This window comes from Pseudomonas sp. NFACC42-2 (assembly GCF_900116055.1).
Classification (GTDB): Bacteria; Pseudomonadota; Gammaproteobacteria; order Pseudomonadales; family Pseudomonadaceae; genus Aquipseudomonas; species Aquipseudomonas marginalis.
The window spans coordinates 1-15,293 of the sequence record NZ_FOZO01000008.1 but is presented as its reverse complement, the minus strand read 5'-3'; the positions used below and the strand labels follow the sequence as shown (position 1 = coordinate 15,293).

The following is a 15,293-nucleotide window of genomic DNA, read 5'->3' as shown; positions in this document are numbered from 1 at the left end:
TGGTTCTTTCATAAAAGTCAGTCGTTAATATAATTAAAATGGAGTTTTTGCCGCATTCGGCCTTTCTCTGAAGCGGGCTGATCCATTCAATAGGGATACTTCGCATGGCTGCTTTTGATCACCTGACCCGTCGCCGCCTCCTGGGCCTGGCCGGCCTGACCCTGGCGAGCCTGTCGCTGCCGCGCCTGGGCCTTGCCGCTGACGCACATGCCGGCCACAACATCGCCCAGGAGCCTGCCGGCACCGGTGAGTTCATCCGCCTCGACGCGCCGCGCAAACTCAAGCTGGCGGTGAACCTCAACGCGGTGTGCCTGGCGCCGGTGGTGATCGCCCATGGGCAGGGTTTCTTTGGCAAGCACAACCTGGACGTGGAGTTGGTCAACTTCGGCAACTCCACCGAGGTCTTGCTGGAAGCCATCGCCACCGGCAAGGCCGACGCAGGCGTGGGCATGGCGTTGCGCTGGCTCAAGGCCCTGGAGCAGGGCTTCGACGTGAAGCTCACCGCCGGCACCCATGGCGGTTGCCTGCGGTTGCTCAGTGCCGCCAACGGCGGCGTGAGCAAGCTGGAAGACCTCAAGGGCAAGGCCATTGGCGTGACCGACATGGCCAGCCCGGACCGCAATTTCTTTTCGATCCTGCTGAAAAAACACGGCGTCGACCCGGTGCGCGATGTGGAGTGGCGCCTGTACCCGGCCGACCTGCTCGGCACGGCGCTGGAGCGTGGTGAAGTGCAGGCGGTGAGCGGCAGTGACCCGTTCATGTACCGCCTGATCAAGTCCGGCGTGGCGCGTGAGTTGTCCACCAACCTGGTGGAGGAATACGCCAACCTCAGTTGCTGCGTGGTCGGCGTCACCGGCAAATTGGTGCGTGAAGACAAGCGCGTGGTCGCGGCGCTGACCCAGGCGATCCTTGAGGCCCATGACTATTCCGTGCAGCACCCGGAGGACGTTGCCAAAGGCTTCCAGGCCTACGCACTGAACACCTCCACCGAAGAAGTCCAGGCCATCCTCCACGACCACACCCACGGCCACCACGCGGTCGGCGTAGCGCTGACCCAGGAGATCACCACCTACGTCACCGACCTGAAAACCGTGGAAGTGATCAGCAAAGGCACCGACCCGATCGCGTTTGCCCAGGAGATCACCGCCGATGTCTTCAACTGACGCAAGCATCCTCAACCCGCCTGTGGCGCTCAAGCTCGGGTGGCAAGGCGCGGCGGTGGTGACGGCCTGGGTGGCCGTCGCGCTGCTGATCAGTTACTGGCCCAACGCGGTGCGCAACTGGCCGATGACCCAGGGCCTGGCCAACCTCTGTGTGGGCGTGGCGGCGTTGTTTATTGTGCTGAGCCTGCTGGGGCGCAGGCTGTCGACACTCGCGCTGCGCTTGCGCACGGCCGCGCCCTGGCTGATCGCCTTGCCGGTGCTTTTGGGCCTCTGGGAATTGCTCACCGCCAAGCTTGCGCTGTTGCCGGTGCCATTCTTCGCGCCGCCCCAAGCCTTGCTCGCGGTGTACATCGAAGACTACGCACGCCTGGCCGACAGCCTGCTGCATTCGGCGCTGCTGCTGGGCTCGGGGGTGGCGCTGGGCGCGGCCACCGGGTTTGTCGCCGGTGTTGCCATTGGCTGGTCCACGCGGATCGGCTACTGGCTGCACCCGGTGCTGCGCATCCTCGGCCCGGTGCCGTCGACGGCGTTGTTGCCGCTGTGTTTTTTCCTGTTTCCGAGCAGTTGGAGTGCGAGTGTGTTTTTGATTGCTCTGGCCACCTGGTTTCCGGTCACGGTGCTCACCTGGTCCGGCGTGGCCAGCGTCGATAAAGCCTATTACGACGTGGCGCGCACCCTCGGCGCCCGGCCGGGTTTTCTGATTTTCAAGGTGGCGATTCCCGCCGCGCTGCCCCACGTCTTCGTCGGCCTGTTCATGGGCCTGGGCGCCTCATTCTCAACCTTGGTGGTGGCGGAAATGATGGGAGTCAAATCCGGCATCGGCTGGTACCTGCAATGGGCCCAGGGCTGGGCGGCCTACGCGAACATGTACGCCGCACTGCTGATCATGGCGCTGGCCTGTTCGGGGTTGATCACCGGGTTGTTCCTGGTGCGTGATCGGTTGCTGGCCTGGCAGAAAGGAGCGATGAAATGGTAGCCCTGGCACACGCGGTATCGGCTTCGGAAGGATTGGCGCTGCGCATAGAAAACCTCAGCCATGGTTTTGCGCTGGACGGCCGGCATTTGCCGGTGTTGGAGCGGGTGTCCCTGGACGTGGCGCCGGGAGAGTTTGTGGCATTGCTCGGGCCTTCGGGGTGCGGCAAGTCCACCTTGCTGCGCCTGGTGGCGGGGCTGGAACCGGCGGACTCCGGACGGCTATTGGCCGATGGCGAACCCATCGCCGGCCCGGACCCAAGCCGCGTGGTGGTGTTCCAGGACCCGACCCTGTACCCATGGCGTCGCGTGTGGGACAACGTCGCCCTCGGCCTCGAAGCCCAGGGCCTGCTCAAGACCCATTCGGCCAAGGTCGATGAGGCCCTGCACAAGGTCGGCCTTGGCCCGTTCGCCCGTGCCTATCCCCGGCAGTTGTCCGGCGGCATGGCCCAGCGGGTGGCGTTGGCCCGTGCACTGGTCAACCAGCCGCGTTTGCTGATCCTCGACGAACCCCTGGGCAAACTCGACTCCCTGACCCGCATCACCATGCAAAAAGAGCTGATCGACCTGTGGCAGCGCCAGGGCTACACGGCCCTGCTGGTGACCCACGATGTGGAAGAAGCCTTGCTGCTGGCCAACCGGGTGATTGTGTTCAGCGACCGCCCGGCGAAGATCCAGGCACAGTTGAGCATCGATAGGCCGTATCCACGGCACCGGGACGATCCTTACCTGGTGGACCTGCGGCGGCAGATACTGGGCCTGCTGGGGTTGGGCGAAAACTGGTAGTCAGTGGGCGTCTTTCAGCGCAATGGCCTGGGTGGTCGTACTTGAGACACCGGCACGGTCCGCCAGGTAACGCGCGGGCGGCTGGCCCACCGCCTTGCGGAACATGGTGATGAAGCCGCTGGCGTTTTCATAACCCAGTTCCAGGGCCACCCGTTGCACACTTTCACCCTTGGCCAGCCGTTGCAGGGACAGGATCACATGCAACTGCCGGCGCCAGCGGCCGAAACTCAGGCCCAATTCCTCCAGCAACAGGCGCGTCATGCTGCGCTCGCTCATGCCGATGCGCACCGCCCACTGGCCGAGGGTGGCTTTGTCGGTCGGGTCGGCCAGCAGGCTGTTGGCCAGGCGGCGCAAGCGTGCGTCCTGGGGCATGGGCAGGTGCAGGGCTTCGACCGGGGCGGCGGCCAGTTCATCCAGCAAGGTGTTGATCAAGCGGCCTTGGGCGCCGCCCTCGTCATAGAATTGCGGGAAGCTGACGGCCTTGCTGATCAGCTCATGCAGCAACCCGGACACGGCCAGGGTGCAGCATTGCGGCGGAAGGGCGTGGGCGGCGTCGGGGTCGATCAACAGGCAATACACCTCGGCCTCGCCAGAGCCACGCGCCGCATGGGGCGTACCGCCGGGAATCCACAGTGCACACTGGGGCGGCACGATCCAGATTCCCGCTTCGATTTCACAGTGGATGACCCCGCGCAGGGTGTACATCAACTGGCCCTTGCGGTGGGCGTGCTGGGCATGTTCCCAGGTGTCCGACGTGCTGGTTGCGCCCACCGCCACCACGGCGCGGGGAAACAGGTCGGCGTCCTTGCCCATCAACGGTTCGAGCAGATCAAGACGGTGGTGCTTCATGGCGGAGATCGCAGGTTGGCCGGATTGCGAAACAGTCTGGCTATTCTGTGCAATGCCGTCCAGGGGCTCGAGCTTTATATTGAGATCCACTCTCATTAAGGAGCTTTGCCATGCGACTCGACAGTACAACGTTCCCTGTGGTGAAAATCGTCTTCGATGCGCCCAGCGAGGGTGGGCCGGAGGATGCTTTCCTGGCTTTTGAAGGACTATTGGCGAGGGAGCAGGCCTTTATGTTGCTGCACGAAAAATCCGTGGATGAAAACAACCATGAGCACTCCCACGAAGAGCGTAAGCAGGCGTCGATCTGGATGAAGAAAAACAAACAGGCGCTGCGCATGTTCGTCAAAGGCATGATCCAAGTTGAGCCCAGCGCCGCTAAACGCCTGGCACTCAAGCCGTTTGCGGTGATGTTCAGCAAGGCCTGGGGCTACCCGTTGCTGGTGGTGGAATCCAAGGACCAGGCCTGGGCACTGGCGCGGGATGTGCTGGATGAGCGGGTGTCGGATGTGGCGCATTTTTGAAGGGTAAAGTGGAGCAAAAAATGTGCGAGCGGGTCTGGCCGCGGGCCCGCTCCCACATGGGTTTGGTGGTATGGCTCAGTCCACGCAGATCGCTCGGCCCAGCTTGCCTTTCTCCACCGTCGCCGAGCAGCCGAAGTGGCCGTTATCCACCTGGCACGCGCCGGTCACCGGACCGTTGCCGGACTGGGTGGTGACGCTGGTCTGGCACTCGCCTTCACACTGGCTCGAATCGGTACATGCCTTGCCCGCATCCTTGTACGGGGTGATGCATTTCCAGCTCTGCAGCTTGCCGACTTGCTTCATGGTACCGCCGCCTGCCAGGCAGGTGGACGCCGCAGCGTCCTGGGCGGGTGGGGTCGTGGTACAGGCCGATACCAGCAGTAAAGCGGCCAGGCCAATTATCAATTTCATGCAAAGTCCTCGTGGAGTAAGCGCAACGGTGCAGTGTACGGGCATATGGACTACTTTGATTGACGAGCGATCCCTAACCGGTAATGACTCATGCGCACGTTATGGAAGCGGTATGTGGCCCTGCTGGAAAACGACCTGAGCACGCAAGTTTTCGACAACGTCAAAAACCTGCTGGTGTGCGCGCTGCTGTTTGCGGCGGGTACCAATACCCTCGTGGGGCAGCAGGACCTGTTTATCGGGGTGTTCGCCTCCAGCGTGGCGGGGTGGGGGCTGATCCTTCTGTCGACAGTGCTGATGCTGTTGAACGTCAGCGATGGCATTCGCCGGTTGGCCAAGCTGCGTTATCACCTGGCATTGCAGCTGTTGCTGATCCTGGTTTATCTGGTGGTGGCCGAGCGGGTGGTAGAGATTGTGTGGGGCTTCCGCGCCCATTGAAGTATCCTCCGCACCCCGCTTTCCACCGATTCAAAGACAGATGACAGGACAAGACATGCAGGCGCTGCTGGAGTCGATCCTCGACGAAGTGCGCCCCCTGATCGGCCTCGGCAAAGTCGCCGACTACATTCCCGCGCTGGCCGATGTACCGGCCAACCAACTGGGCATCGCGGTGTACGGCAATGACGGCTCGGCCTACCGCGCCGGTGACGCCGATACGCTGTTCTCGGTGCAGAGCATTTCCAAGGTGTTCAGCCTGGTGCAGGCCATCGACCACGGCGGCGAAACCATCTGGGAACGCCTGGGCCACGAGCCTTCGGGGCAACCGTTCAACTCGTTGGTGCAACTGGAATTCGAACGCGGCCGCCCGCGTAACCCCTTCATCAATGCCGGCGCGCTGGTGATCTGCGACATCAACCAATCACGCTTTGCCGTGCCGATCCTGTCGATGCGCGACTTCGTGCGGCGCCTGTCGGGCAACCCGCAGATCCTGGTCAACAGCGTGGTCGCCGACTCCGAAGCCCAGCACGGCGCACGCAACGCGGCCATGGCCTACCTGATGAAGTCCTTCGGCAACTTCCACAACGATGTGGACGCGGTGCTGCACAGCTACTTCAACTACTGCGCCCTGCAGATGAGCTGCCTGGACCTGGCCAAGGCGTTCAGCTTCCTCGCCAACGAGGGCACCAGTGCCCACAGCGGCGAACAGATCCTCACCGCGCGGCAGACCAAGCAAGTCAACTCGATCATGGCCACCAGCGGGCTGTATGACGAGGCGGGCAACTTTGCCTACCGCGTGGGCTTGCCGGGCAAGAGCGGTGTGGGCGGCGGCATTGTCGCGGTGGTGCCGGGGCAGTTTACGGTGTGCGTGTGGTCGCCGGAGTTGAACGCGGCGGGCAACTCGCTGGCGGGGATCAAGGCGTTGGAGTTGTTGAGTGAGCGGATTGGGTGGTCGGTGTTTTGAGATCGTTCCCACGCGCGTGGGAACGATCATCTGAGTGTCATGCCGCTGGATGGGCGTCATCCAATGCTTTGTCCACCAACAATTGCACACCTTCCAGCATTCGGCAGATGCCCAACGCCACATTGCGTTGGGCGCCGTCGATTTCAAAGGCCAGGTGCGTGGTGATATCGGTGATGGAGGATAGATCCTGGGAGGCGTTGACCAGCAGGGTCTCCGTGCCCAGGTCGGGGCGCACGGTGAAGAGTTTTTCTGGGGGATTTGGGGTGTCTTTAATCATGGTGGAACTCCGTCGACAAGTGGAGCCGCCAGCGTTCGCGGTCAAACGAAGAGGGTGGCAGCTGTACGCGGGTTGACCGACCGGTTGTCAACGAACCCGGCATACCCGAAAGTATCCCGCGCACAACTGCCGCGACACGATACCTCAGGCACAAAAAAAACGCCTGGGATAGGTGCAGGGCGTAGCAGTTCGTTAACAAGGCCGGACGGTCAAATCCGGTCGCTGAATTGGCAGCGACGGCACAGAGGTTAGTCAGCGAAGTTCCGAGCGACAACCTGAAACAGTCGTGGGATAAGTCCTAAGGAACTCATGGCCAGACGCTACATCCTGTGGCGAGGGAGCTTGCTCCCGCTGGGCCGCGAAGCGGCCCCAAAAATGGGACTGCTGCGCAGTCCAACGGGAGCAAGCTCCCTCGCCACAAAACGCCTATTCAGCGTCCTTTTTTGCGCGTCTTCGACCCCGGCAAAATCATACCCACCTCCTGCTGGTAGCGCCGATACCGCTCACCAAACAACACCACCAGGTCCTTTTCTTCAAAGCTGGCGCCAATGAAGAGGTAAACCGTCATCCCTGTCGCAAACAACAGGTGCCCGGCCGTCATGTGTGGCGTTGCCCAAAAGGCGATCAGGAAGCCGAGATACAGCGGGTGACGTACGATCCTGTAAAACAGCGGTGTCCTGAATACTGGCGCCTGTGGTGTGGTTTTGCGCCAACGGTCGATGGCCTGCTTGAGCCCGAACAGTTCGAAGTGGTCAATCAAAAAGGTTGCCAGTAAAGCGATGCCCCAGCCCAGCCAGAACAGGCCAATCAGCAGGGCCTTGGCCCACGTCGTTTCAACCTTCCAGACGGTGAGCGGCATCGGTTGCCACAGCCAGAACATCAGCACCAGCACCAGGCTGCTGAGCAGCACATACGTGGAGCGTTCAACGGAGGTCGGAATGACTGCCGCCAGCCACTGTTTGAAGCCTTTGCGCGCCATGGCCGTGTGCTGGACGCCGAACAGCAGGATCAGCGCGCAGTTGATCAGCACGGCGGCTGGCCAAGCGAGGAGGGGCCCGTCGTTGATGTTCTTGGGCACCGCCACGCTGCCGACGAACCCGATCAAATACAAACACGTGAATAGGAACGCCAAATAGCAGCAGGTGCTGTACACCAGCCCGATGACACGGGCGGTGCGAGTGTTGTCGAGTTGCATGAGCATGCCTTTCCCACAGGATGAATAGACCGCAAACCCGCAGGTCAGCCAATCCATGGCTAAGCCTAGCGGGTTTTGCGTACCAAAGGACCTGTGAGGGATAACGGTTTTCGGCGCCCCTGCAATTAGGACTCAGCTGATATTGAGCCGATCCAACAAGCTGTACCAAGCCACCCCCGCACCAATGTAAAACCGCTGCAATCCGTGCATCGGCAAGCGTTGCAGCGGCGTGACCGGGTAGGCAAATTCAGCTTGGCTGTCGCACAACCGCCCGGCCAGTTGCTGCCCCAGGCTGGTACACAATGCGATGCCGCGGCCATTGCAGCCCAGCGCCAAGGTCAGCCCCGGTGCCGGTTCGTGGACATGGGGCATGAAGTCCCGCGTGATTGCGATACGCCCGGCCCAGCGGTACTCAAATTCCAGCGGGCCCAATTGCGGAAAGAGCAGCGCCAGGGAGCGCTCCAGGTGGGCAAAATCGGCCGGTGACGTGGGGTCGTTGAACAACCCGCGTCCGCCCATCAGTAAGCGCCCATGACTGTCTTTGCGAAAGTACAGCAGCAGCCGTTGTGCGGTGGACACGGTTTCCTGTCCCGGCAAGATGCTCTCTGCCGCACGCCCACGCAGCGGTTTGGTGGCGACGATAAAACTGTTCGCCGCGAGGATGCTCTGCGCCATGCCCGGCCACAGGTTGCCGCTGTAGCCATTGGTGGCCAGCACCACTTGATCGGCCATCACCTGCGCACCGCCAGCGGTCTGCAGTTGCCATCCCGGGCCCTGGCGCTGTAACCCTGTCACTGCGCTGTGACCATGAACGCGAACACCCGCCGCCAACGCCGCCCCGACCAGCCCACGGGCATACGCCAGCGGCTGAATCGCCCCGGCGCGGCCATCCAGCCAGCCGCCGGCGAATGCCTCACTGCCCATGCGCGATGCCACCGCCGCCGCATCCAGGCGCTGCACCGGCACGCCGCGCCGCGCCCATTGCTCGGCTCGCGCATGCAGGCCGGCCACGCCCTTTTGCGTGTACGACACCTGCATCCAGCCTTTGCGCACCGGCGCGCAATCAATGCCGTGCCTGTCGATCAACGTGAACACCAGGTCCGCCGAGTTCGACACTGTCGAGATCAACGGCTCGGCCTGCTCCGGTCCGTACATCTGCACCAGTTGCTCCGGGTCGTACTTGAGCGTCGGGTTGACCTGCCCGCCATTGCGTCCCGATGCGCCCCAGCCGGGCTCATTGGCTTCCAGCACGCACACGCTGACCCCGCGCTCGGCCAGATGCAGGGCTGTCGACAGGCCGGTATACCCCGCGCCGACAATCGCCACATCCACGTTCACCGACTCACCCAGCGCAGGCGTCGGCACCACGGAGGGCGCCGTCGCCGACCACAATGATTTCATGACAGGCTCCGCGTGTTGCCGGTGGGGTGCAGCACGCGCCGCAGGAAGTCCTGGGTACGTGCATGCTGTGGATCGCCCAGCACCTGCTCGGCCGGGCCGCTCTCGACGATGTAGCCGCCATGCAGGAAGCACACGCGGTCGGCCACTTCGCGGGCAAAGCCCATTTCGTGGGTGACCACGATCATGGTCATGCCTTCGTCGGCCAGGGTGCGCATTACCGCCAGGACATCGCCCACCAGTTCAGGGTCGAGGGCCGAGGTGGGTTCGTCGAACAGCATGGCTTCAGGTTTCATCGCCAGGGCGCGGGCGATGGCCACGCGTTGCTGCTGGCCGCCGGAGAGCTGTTCGGGGTAGGCGTCGGCCTTGGCGCTCAGGCCCACCTTGTCCAGCAACACCAGGGCCTCTTCGCGGGCCTGCTTGAGCGGTTCGCCTTTGACATACACCGGACCTTCCATCACGTTTTCCAGCACGGTGCGGTGGGGGAACAGGTTGAAGCGCTGAAACACCATGCCCATGCGGCTGCGCAGCGCGTGCACGGTTTTGCTGCCGCGTTGCACGGTTTCGCCGAACACGTTGATGTGGCCGCCATCGTAGGCTTCCAGCGCGTTGATGCAGCGCAGCAGGGTGGATTTGCCCGAGCCCGAGGGGCCGATCAGGCACACCACTTCGCCCTTGGCCACGTCGAGGTCAACGCCGTGCAGGACGCGGTGGCTGCCGTAATGTTTTTGCAACTGACGAATCTCGATCATGCTTTTTTCCTCCGCCCCAGGTGCTGCTCCATACGACGCAGGCCATACACCAGCGGCAGGCTCATCAGCAGGTAGAGCAGGGCGACCAGGGTGTAGACGGTCATGTTCTGGAAGGTCGACGAGGCGATCAGTTGGCCTTGGCGGGTCATCTCGGCGACGGTGATGGTGGAGACCAGGGACGAATCCTTGAGCATCATCACCAGGGTGTTGCCGTAGGGCGGCAGGGCGATGCGAAACGCCTGGGGCAGGATCACCCGGCGCATCATCAGCGCCGAGCGCATGCCCAGGGCTTCGGCGGCTTCACGCTGGCCCTGTTCCACGGCGATGATGCCGGTGCGGAAGTTCTCGGCCTGGTATGCCGAGTAGGCGATACCCATGCCGATCACCCCGGCGTAGAACGCCGTGAGGTGCACGCCCATGTCCGGCAGCACGAAGTAGATGTAGAACAGCTGCACGATGATCGGCAGGCCACGGATCACGTTGATGATGGTGCTGGCCACCCATGACAGCGTGCGAATCGGCGACAGCTTGAGCAGCGCCAGCACCAGGCCGATCGCACTGCTGAGCAGGAACGACAGCACGGTGATCTGGATCGTCACCCAGGCGCCCTGCAGCAGAATCGGCAGGAAGTCCCGGGCGTTTTGCAGGAACTCGGCCGGGTTCATGGGCGCACCTGGGTATCAAGTCCCCACTTCTTGAGGATGCTGTCCAGGGTACCGTCGGCCTTGATGCCGGCGATGGCGGTGTTCAGGCGCCCGAGGGTTTGCGCATCGCCTTTGCGTACCACCAGGCAGACTTCGCCGACGTTGGTGGGCTGGTAGTCGGGGGCGAGCTTCACGCCTTTGAACAGCTTCTGGCGAATCTGGTAGGCCACCACCGGCTGGTCGCCGACCGCCGCCTTGATGCGCCCCAGGGACAGGTCGCGGACCATCTCGCCGATGGAGTCGTAGGTGCGAATCTCCTTGAAGATCCCCAGCTTATTCAGTTGGTCGTAGAACACCGTGCCGGCCTGTACGCCGACCACCTGATCCTTGAGCGGCGTGAGGTCGGGGTAGGCGGCGCTGTCGTCGGCATTGATGATCAGGCCCTCACCGTAGGCGTACACCGGGGCGCTGAAGTCGACGACCTTGGTACGCTCTTCGGTCTTGAGCATGCCGGCGGAAATGAAGTCGAGCTTGCCGGAGGTGAGGGAGGGGATCAGCGCGGCGAAGTTGGTCTGTTCGATCTGGCTGGTGAAGCCGCCGGCCTTGCCCACGGCCTCGGCGACGTCGACCATCACGCCCTGGATGCTGTTGGTCTTGATATCGAGGAAGGTGAACGGCGACCCACTGGCGGTTGCACCGACTTTGTACGTGGACGCACTTTCTGCGTGCGCGGCGCTGACGCAGAGTGTGGCGCACACACCGAAGGCAAGGCGGCGAAACAAGGGCGAAAGACTGTTCATCGGGCTACTCCAGAAGGAAAACGGAAAGTCAGTACCGCGAGCGGTTACCGATGAAATCGCAAGCTCTGTGCCATTTCGATTCAAATAAATCGAATCACGCTATATAAAATCGATAAAATGAACCATTCGTATCGCTATGCGATATTTAGTGGTCTGTTTTTGTGATTTGGGGTAGTAATATCGCCACGCCTGATCCACCTGACCGCGAGTCCGCCATGTCCGAAGAACGCAACAGTCTGCACAACCAATCCCTGGAAAAAGGCCTGTCGGTGCTCAAGGCATTCAGCGCCCAGCGCCGCAGCATGAGCCTTGCAGAGGTGGCCGAGGCCGCTGGCATGACCAAAAGCTCGGCCCAGCGCATGGTGTTTACCCTCGAAAGCCTGGGTTACCTTCGGAAACACTCCCGCACACGGCATTACCAACTCACCCCCCGGGTGCTGGAGTTGGGGTTCAGCTACCTGGATGCGCATTCATTGATCGAGGTGGCCAACCCGTTTCTGTCGGAACTGACCCGGCTGACCGGCGAGACCTCGTGCCTGACCGAGCCGGCGGGCTACGACATGACCTATATCGCGCGCTTTGTCAGCGCGGGTTTTGTACCGGTGCATATGCCGATCGGCTCGCGGGTGCCGATGTACTGTACGGCGTCGGGGAGGGCGTATTTGAGTGCATTGCCGCAGGAGGAGGCGTTGGCGCTGATCGAGCACAGCCAGCGGGTGGCACACACCAGCCAGACGTTGACGGACGTGGCGGGCATTCTGGAATCGTTGCAGCAGGTGCGCGAGCAGGGCTATGCGGTGAATGCCCAGGAGCTGTTCCTCGGCGACATGACCATCGGCGCGCCGGTGCTGGGCGCCAATGGCCGGCCGGTGGCGGCGGTGCATGTGGTGGCGCCGACCAGTCGGTGGAGCAGGGCGGATGCGGAGAAGCAGCTGGCGCCGGCGCTGTTGCAGTGCTCCAGGGCACTGAGCAACTCGGCGCGGAACCTGGAATAACCGGCAATGTAGATGCAAATGTGGGAGGGGGCTGGCCGCCGATGGCAGTGTGTCAGCGAGCAACTGCTTGCTGATCCACCACTATCGGGGGCAAGCTCCCTCCCACATTCTGTTCGGTTCACTATGACCTGTCAGGCCATTGCATCCCAGGCGCGATCACCGTGCTCGTCCTTGATCCGAGTCGGCAGGCCCATCACGTCCAGCGCCTTGAGGAACGGCTCCGCCGGCAGTTCCTCGACGTTGGCCATGTGTTTCACATCCCACTCGCCCCGGGCGACCAGCAACGCGGCGGCTACCGGTGGAACGCCTGCGGTGTAGGAGATGCCCTGGCTGTCGGTCTCGGCGAAGGCTTCTTCGTGATCCGCCACGTTGTAGATGAACATCTCACGCGGCTGGCCATCCTTGGTGCCTTTGACCAGGTCGCCGATGCAGGTCTTGCCGGTGTAGCCCGGGGCCAGGGAAGACGGGTCGGGCAGCACGGCCTTGACCACTTTCAACGGCACCACTTCCAGGCCTTCGGCGGTGGTGACCGGCTTCTCGGAGAGCAGGCCGAGGTTTTTCAGCACGGTGAACACGTTGATGTAGTGTTCGCCGAAGCTCATCCAGAAACGCACGTTGGGCACGTCGAGGTTTTTCGACAGCGAGTGCACTTCATCGTGGCCGGTGAGGTAGAGGTTCTGCGAACCCACGACCGGCAGGTCGTCGGTGCGTTTGACTTCGAACATGGTGTTGCTGGTCCACTGGCTGTTCTGCCAGCTCCACACCTGCCCGGTGAATTCGCGGAAGTTGATTTCCGGATCGAAATTGGTGGCGAAGTATTTGCCATGGGAGCCGGCATTGACGTCGAGGATGTCGATCGAATCAATGCGGTCGAAATGCTGTTGCTGCGCCAGCGCGGCGTACGCGTTGACGACACCCGGGTCGAAGCCCACGCCAAGGATGGCGGTGATGTTCTTCTGTTTGCACTCTTCCAGGTGGTTCCATTCGTAGTTGCCGTACCACGGCGGGGTCTCGCAGACCTTGCCCGGCTCTTCGTGGATGGCGGTGTCGAGGTAGGCGACGCCGGTGTCGATGCAGGCACGCAGTACCGACATGTTGAGGAACGCGGAACCCACGTTGATGACGATCTGCGATTCGGTCTCGCGGATCAGGGCCTTGGTCGCTTCCACGTCCAGGGCGTTCAGCGCGAAGGCCTGGATGTCGGCGGGAACCTTGAGGCTACCCTTGGCCTTGACGCTGTCGATGATGGCCTGGCATTTGGAGATGTTGCGCGACGCGATAGCAATACGACCGAGTTCGTCGTTGTGCTGCGCGCACTTGTGGGCCACCACCTTGGCGACACCTCCTGCACCAATGATAAGAACGTTCTTTTTCAATTGCTTTATCTCTCCTTTATCCGCCAGCTTACGAAAGGCTGGACAGGTAGTCGTCGTAACCAAATTCACGAACCACTTCGACTGTACCGTCGAGTTGTTTCACTACGATGGACGGCATTTTCAGGCCGTTGAACCAATTTTTCTTGACCATGGTGTAGCCCGCGGTGTCGATGAACGACAGCCGATCGCCGATGGCCAGCGGACGATCAAATTGATACTCGCCGAAGATGTCCCCGGCCAGGCAGGATTTGCCGCACACCATGTAGGTGTGTTCGCCCTCGCTCGGCGCCAGCTTGGCGTTGAGGCGATAGATCAGCAGGTCCAGCAGGTGGGCTTCGATGGAGCTGTCGACGACGGCGAGATTTTTGCCGTTGTAGAGGGTGTCGAGCACGGTGACTTCCAGGGACGCGCTGTTGGTGATCGCCGCTTCGCCGGGTTCCAGGTAGACCTGCACGTCGTACTTCTGCGAGAACGCCTTGAGGCGCTGGCAGAAGGCGTCGATGGCATAGCCTTCACCGGTGAAATGGATGCCACCGCCGAGGCTGACCCAGTTGACCTTGTGCAGCAGCGCGCCGAAGCGTTCTTCGATGGTATTGAGCATCTGGTCGAACAGGTTGAAGTCGCCGTTCTCGCAGTTGTTGTGGAACATGAAGCCGGAGATATGTTCGATCACGCCTTCGATCTTCACCGGGTCCCATTCGCCCAGGCGGCTGAACGGACGCGCCGGATCGGCCAGCAGGTAGTCGGAGCTGCTTACCTGCGGGTTGACGCGCAGGCCGCGGGTCTTGCCTTCGCTGCGTTCGGCAAAACGCTGCAGCTGGCTGATGGAGTTGAAGATGATCTTGTCGCAGTTATCGAGCATCTCTTCGATTTCATCGTCGGCCCAGGCCACGCTGTAGGCGTGCGCCTCGCCTTCGAACTTCTGGCGGCCGAGCTTCAATTCGTACAGCGACGACGAGGTGGTGCCGTCCATGTATTCCTGCATCAGGTCGAACACCGACCAGGTGGCAAAGCACTTGAGCGCCAGCAGGGCCTTGGCGCCGGACTGCTCGCGCACGTAAGCAATCTTCTGCATGTTGACCAGAAGCTTCTGTTTATCGATGAGGTAGTACGGCGTTTTGATCATTTTTGAGAGCCTGCGGCGGTGCCTGCCAAAAAAGGACACGCATTGTGCCCGCACTTGGATCGAATCGAAAGGTTAGTGGGCGGATTTTGCTGCGCCGCTTTTAATCTGACCTGCCAATGTGACAGCCCGTGGGTATGATGAGCCACTGGGGTGACGACACGACGTTGGGATGACGAGAGGTGAGGATGGACGCATGGACACTGCACTGGTTGGAGGCATCGGGCTCGTTGGCCACGAATCGCAAGGCATTGATGCAAGCGTTCGATGTTGCCTACCGGGGGATCTCCCAAGTGATGCCACCACCACGATTGGATGTACTGATTCAAAGGTTGCCGGGCGAAACCATCCCGGAGTTGGGCCTGGTTGGCCGTGCTTATCGCAGCACGATGTTCTCCCTGACCCTGGACCCCGACAACCAAAATTTCGCCACGAGCCTCGAAGGCGGGGCAATGAGTCGGCATGTGGTGCATGAGGTGCATCATTGCCTGCGCATGGCTGGGCCGGGGTATGGCTGGACGCTGGGGGAGGCGCTGGTCAGCGAAGGCCTGGCGGGACGGTTTGTACAGCATGTGCTGGGCAGCGCGCCCGACGCAGCCTCGCTTGCGCTCGGCAGCTGCTACGGGGGTGGG

The 15,293-nt window shown here is 62.0% G+C and carries 18 protein-coding genes; 8 read left to right on the top strand and 10 right to left on the bottom strand.

The annotated features are described in order from the left end of the window. The first annotated feature begins 104 nt into the window (after positions 1 to 104). Genes BM416_RS16290 through BM416_RS16280 form a run of 3 tightly spaced genes read left to right on the top strand, consistent with a single transcriptional unit; the run spans position 105 to position 2,921 of the window. Entirely contained in the window at positions 105 to 1,163 is a 1,059-nt protein-coding gene (locus tag BM416_RS16290) for an ABC transporter substrate-binding protein (protein ID WP_092488733.1), read from the top strand. Further along, entirely contained in the window at positions 1,150 to 2,139 is a 990-nt protein-coding gene (locus BM416_RS16285) for an ABC transporter permease (RefSeq protein WP_092488732.1), read from the top strand. The genes BM416_RS16290 and BM416_RS16285 overlap by 14 nt, the downstream gene beginning before the upstream one ends. Next, the gene (locus tag BM416_RS16280) at positions 2,133 to 2,921 is read left to right on the top strand and encodes an ABC transporter ATP-binding protein (RefSeq protein ID WP_092357384.1); all 789 of its coding nucleotides are present in this window, start codon (positions 2,133 to 2,135) and stop codon (positions 2,919 to 2,921) included. The genes BM416_RS16285 and BM416_RS16280 overlap by 7 nt, the downstream gene beginning before the upstream one ends. Here BM416_RS16280 and BM416_RS16275 read toward each other — a convergent pair whose 3' ends face one another. Next, positions 2,922 to 3,770, bottom strand: a complete 849-nt coding sequence (locus BM416_RS16275; protein ID WP_092488731.1) for an AraC family transcriptional regulator — start codon at positions 3,768 to 3,770, stop codon at positions 2,922 to 2,924. It abuts the gene before it with no gap. 110 nt (positions 3,771 to 3,880) lie between these two features. Between BM416_RS16275 and BM416_RS16270 the strand changes: the two genes are divergently transcribed. Next, positions 3,881 to 4,291: a hypothetical protein gene (locus tag BM416_RS16270; RefSeq protein WP_053134349.1), complete on the top strand. Its 411-nt coding sequence runs from the start codon at positions 3,881 to 3,883 to the stop codon at positions 4,289 to 4,291. 75 nt (positions 4,292 to 4,366) lie between these two features. Here the strand turns inward: BM416_RS16270 and BM416_RS16265 are convergent, their stop codons facing one another. After that, positions 4,367 to 4,702 carry a hypothetical protein gene (locus BM416_RS16265; RefSeq protein WP_092488730.1) on the bottom strand — a complete coding sequence of 112 codons (336 nt, stop codon included), beginning with the start codon at positions 4,700 to 4,702 and terminating at the stop codon, positions 4,367 to 4,369. A gap of 90 nt (positions 4,703 to 4,792) precedes the next feature. Between BM416_RS16265 and BM416_RS16260 the strand changes: the two genes are divergently transcribed. Both BM416_RS16260 and glsB read left to right on the top strand, forming a co-directional pair. After that, positions 4,793 to 5,137 (top strand): hypothetical protein, encoded by a 345-nt coding sequence (locus BM416_RS16260; RefSeq protein ID WP_065948097.1) that lies wholly within the window; start codon positions 4,793 to 4,795, stop codon positions 5,135 to 5,137. Positions 5,138 to 5,192: 55 nt separating this feature from the next. Next, positions 5,193 to 6,101 carry a glutaminase B gene (glsB, locus tag BM416_RS16255; protein WP_027607252.1) on the top strand — a complete coding sequence of 303 codons (909 nt, stop codon included), beginning with the start codon at positions 5,193 to 5,195 and terminating at the stop codon, positions 6,099 to 6,101. Between the two features lie 37 nt (positions 6,102 to 6,138). Here the strand turns inward: glsB and BM416_RS16250 are convergent, their stop codons facing one another. The 6 genes from BM416_RS16250 to BM416_RS16225 all read right to left on the bottom strand — a co-directional run bounded on the left by BM416_RS16250 (position 6,139) and on the right by BM416_RS16225 (position 11,167). Continuing rightward, positions 6,139 to 6,378 carry a DUF6124 family protein gene (locus BM416_RS16250; RefSeq protein ID WP_092488729.1) on the bottom strand — a complete coding sequence of 80 codons (240 nt, stop codon included), beginning with the start codon at positions 6,376 to 6,378 and terminating at the stop codon, positions 6,139 to 6,141. Between the two features lie 430 nt (positions 6,379 to 6,808). Further along, complete coding sequence (gene mddA, locus BM416_RS16245; RefSeq protein WP_092488728.1) at positions 6,809 to 7,579, bottom strand: methanethiol S-methyltransferase; 771 nt, start codon at positions 7,577 to 7,579, stop codon at positions 6,809 to 6,811. 126 nt (positions 7,580 to 7,705) lie between these two features. Beyond that, a complete protein-coding gene (locus BM416_RS16240; RefSeq protein ID WP_092488727.1) occupies positions 7,706 to 8,974 on the bottom strand; it encodes an NAD(P)/FAD-dependent oxidoreductase in 1,269 nt (422 codons plus the stop codon). Beyond that, on the bottom strand, positions 8,971 to 9,723 hold the full coding sequence (locus BM416_RS16235; RefSeq protein ID WP_027607248.1) for an amino acid ABC transporter ATP-binding protein: 753 nt from the start codon (positions 9,721 to 9,723) through the stop codon (positions 8,971 to 8,973). Before BM416_RS16235 ends, BM416_RS16240 begins: the two co-directional genes overlap by 4 nt. After that, positions 9,720 to 10,388: an ectoine/hydroxyectoine ABC transporter permease subunit EhuD gene (ehuD, locus tag BM416_RS16230; RefSeq protein ID WP_027607247.1), complete on the bottom strand. Its 669-nt coding sequence runs from the start codon at positions 10,386 to 10,388 to the stop codon at positions 9,720 to 9,722. Before ehuD ends, BM416_RS16235 begins: the two co-directional genes overlap by 4 nt. Next, the gene (locus BM416_RS16225) at positions 10,385 to 11,167 is read right to left on the bottom strand and encodes an ABC transporter substrate-binding protein (protein ID WP_092488726.1); all 783 of its coding nucleotides are present in this window, start codon (positions 11,165 to 11,167) and stop codon (positions 10,385 to 10,387) included. Before BM416_RS16225 ends, ehuD begins: the two co-directional genes overlap by 4 nt. A 215-nt stretch (positions 11,168 to 11,382) precedes the next feature. Here BM416_RS16225 and BM416_RS16220 point away from each other — a divergent pair, with 215 nt between their 5' ends. Beyond that, positions 11,383 to 12,162, top strand: a complete 780-nt coding sequence (locus BM416_RS16220; protein ID WP_027607245.1) for an IclR family transcriptional regulator — start codon at positions 11,383 to 11,385, stop codon at positions 12,160 to 12,162. 131 nt (positions 12,163 to 12,293) lie between these two features. Here the strand turns inward: BM416_RS16220 and BM416_RS16215 are convergent, their stop codons facing one another. Then, the gene (locus BM416_RS16215; RefSeq protein WP_092488725.1) at positions 12,294 to 13,538 is read right to left on the bottom strand and encodes a saccharopine dehydrogenase family protein; all 1,245 of its coding nucleotides are present in this window, start codon (positions 13,536 to 13,538) and stop codon (positions 12,294 to 12,296) included. A gap of 28 nt (positions 13,539 to 13,566) precedes the next feature. After that, on the bottom strand, positions 13,567 to 14,664 hold the full coding sequence (locus BM416_RS16210; protein ID WP_092488724.1) for a carboxynorspermidine decarboxylase: 1,098 nt from the start codon (positions 14,662 to 14,664) through the stop codon (positions 13,567 to 13,569). Between the two features lie 185 nt (positions 14,665 to 14,849). On the opposite strand from BM416_RS16210, the gene BM416_RS16205 reads away from it, so the two are divergent. Next, positions 14,850 to 15,293: DUF2268 domain-containing putative Zn-dependent protease (locus BM416_RS16205; protein WP_218190222.1), on the top strand; the 444-nt coding region annotated here is incomplete at its 3' end.

Excerpts from the sequence above, each read along its gene's own strand:
- BM416_RS16290 (WP_092488733.1), top strand. The coding sequence starts at position 105 with ATGGCTGCTTTTGATCACCTGACCCGTCGCCGCCTCCTGGGCCTGGCC.
- BM416_RS16285 (WP_092488732.1), top strand. The coding sequence starts at position 1,150 with ATGTCTTCAACTGACGCAAGCATCCTCAACCCGCCTGTGGCGCTCAAG.
- BM416_RS16280 (WP_092357384.1), top strand. The coding sequence starts at position 2,133 with ATGGTAGCCCTGGCACACGCGGTATCGGCTTCGGAAGGATTGGCGCTG.
- BM416_RS16275 (WP_092488731.1), bottom strand. The coding sequence starts at position 3,770 with ATGAAGCACCACCGTCTTGATCTGCTCGAACCGTTGATGGGCAAGGAC.
- BM416_RS16270 (WP_053134349.1), top strand. The coding sequence starts at position 3,881 with ATGCGACTCGACAGTACAACGTTCCCTGTGGTGAAAATCGTCTTCGAT.
- BM416_RS16265 (WP_092488730.1), bottom strand. The coding sequence starts at position 4,702 with ATGAAATTGATAATTGGCCTGGCCGCTTTACTGCTGGTATCGGCCTGT.
- BM416_RS16260 (WP_065948097.1), top strand. The coding sequence starts at position 4,793 with ATGCGCACGTTATGGAAGCGGTATGTGGCCCTGCTGGAAAACGACCTG.
- glsB (WP_027607252.1), top strand. The coding sequence starts at position 5,193 with ATGCAGGCGCTGCTGGAGTCGATCCTCGACGAAGTGCGCCCCCTGATC.
- BM416_RS16250 (WP_092488729.1), bottom strand. The coding sequence starts at position 6,378 with ATGATTAAAGACACCCCAAATCCCCCAGAAAAACTCTTCACCGTGCGC.
- mddA (WP_092488728.1), bottom strand. The coding sequence starts at position 7,579 with ATGCTCATGCAACTCGACAACACTCGCACCGCCCGTGTCATCGGGCTG.
- BM416_RS16240 (WP_092488727.1), bottom strand. The coding sequence starts at position 8,974 with ATGAAATCATTGTGGTCGGCGACGGCGCCCTCCGTGGTGCCGACGCCT.
- BM416_RS16235 (WP_027607248.1), bottom strand. The coding sequence starts at position 9,723 with ATGATCGAGATTCGTCAGTTGCAAAAACATTACGGCAGCCACCGCGTC.
- ehuD (WP_027607247.1), bottom strand. The coding sequence starts at position 10,388 with ATGAACCCGGCCGAGTTCCTGCAAAACGCCCGGGACTTCCTGCCGATT.
- BM416_RS16225 (WP_092488726.1), bottom strand. The coding sequence starts at position 11,167 with ATGAACAGTCTTTCGCCCTTGTTTCGCCGCCTTGCCTTCGGTGTGTGC.
- BM416_RS16220 (WP_027607245.1), top strand. The coding sequence starts at position 11,383 with ATGTCCGAAGAACGCAACAGTCTGCACAACCAATCCCTGGAAAAAGGC.
- BM416_RS16210 (WP_092488724.1), bottom strand. The coding sequence starts at position 14,664 with ATGATCAAAACGCCGTACTACCTCATCGATAAACAGAAGCTTCTGGTC.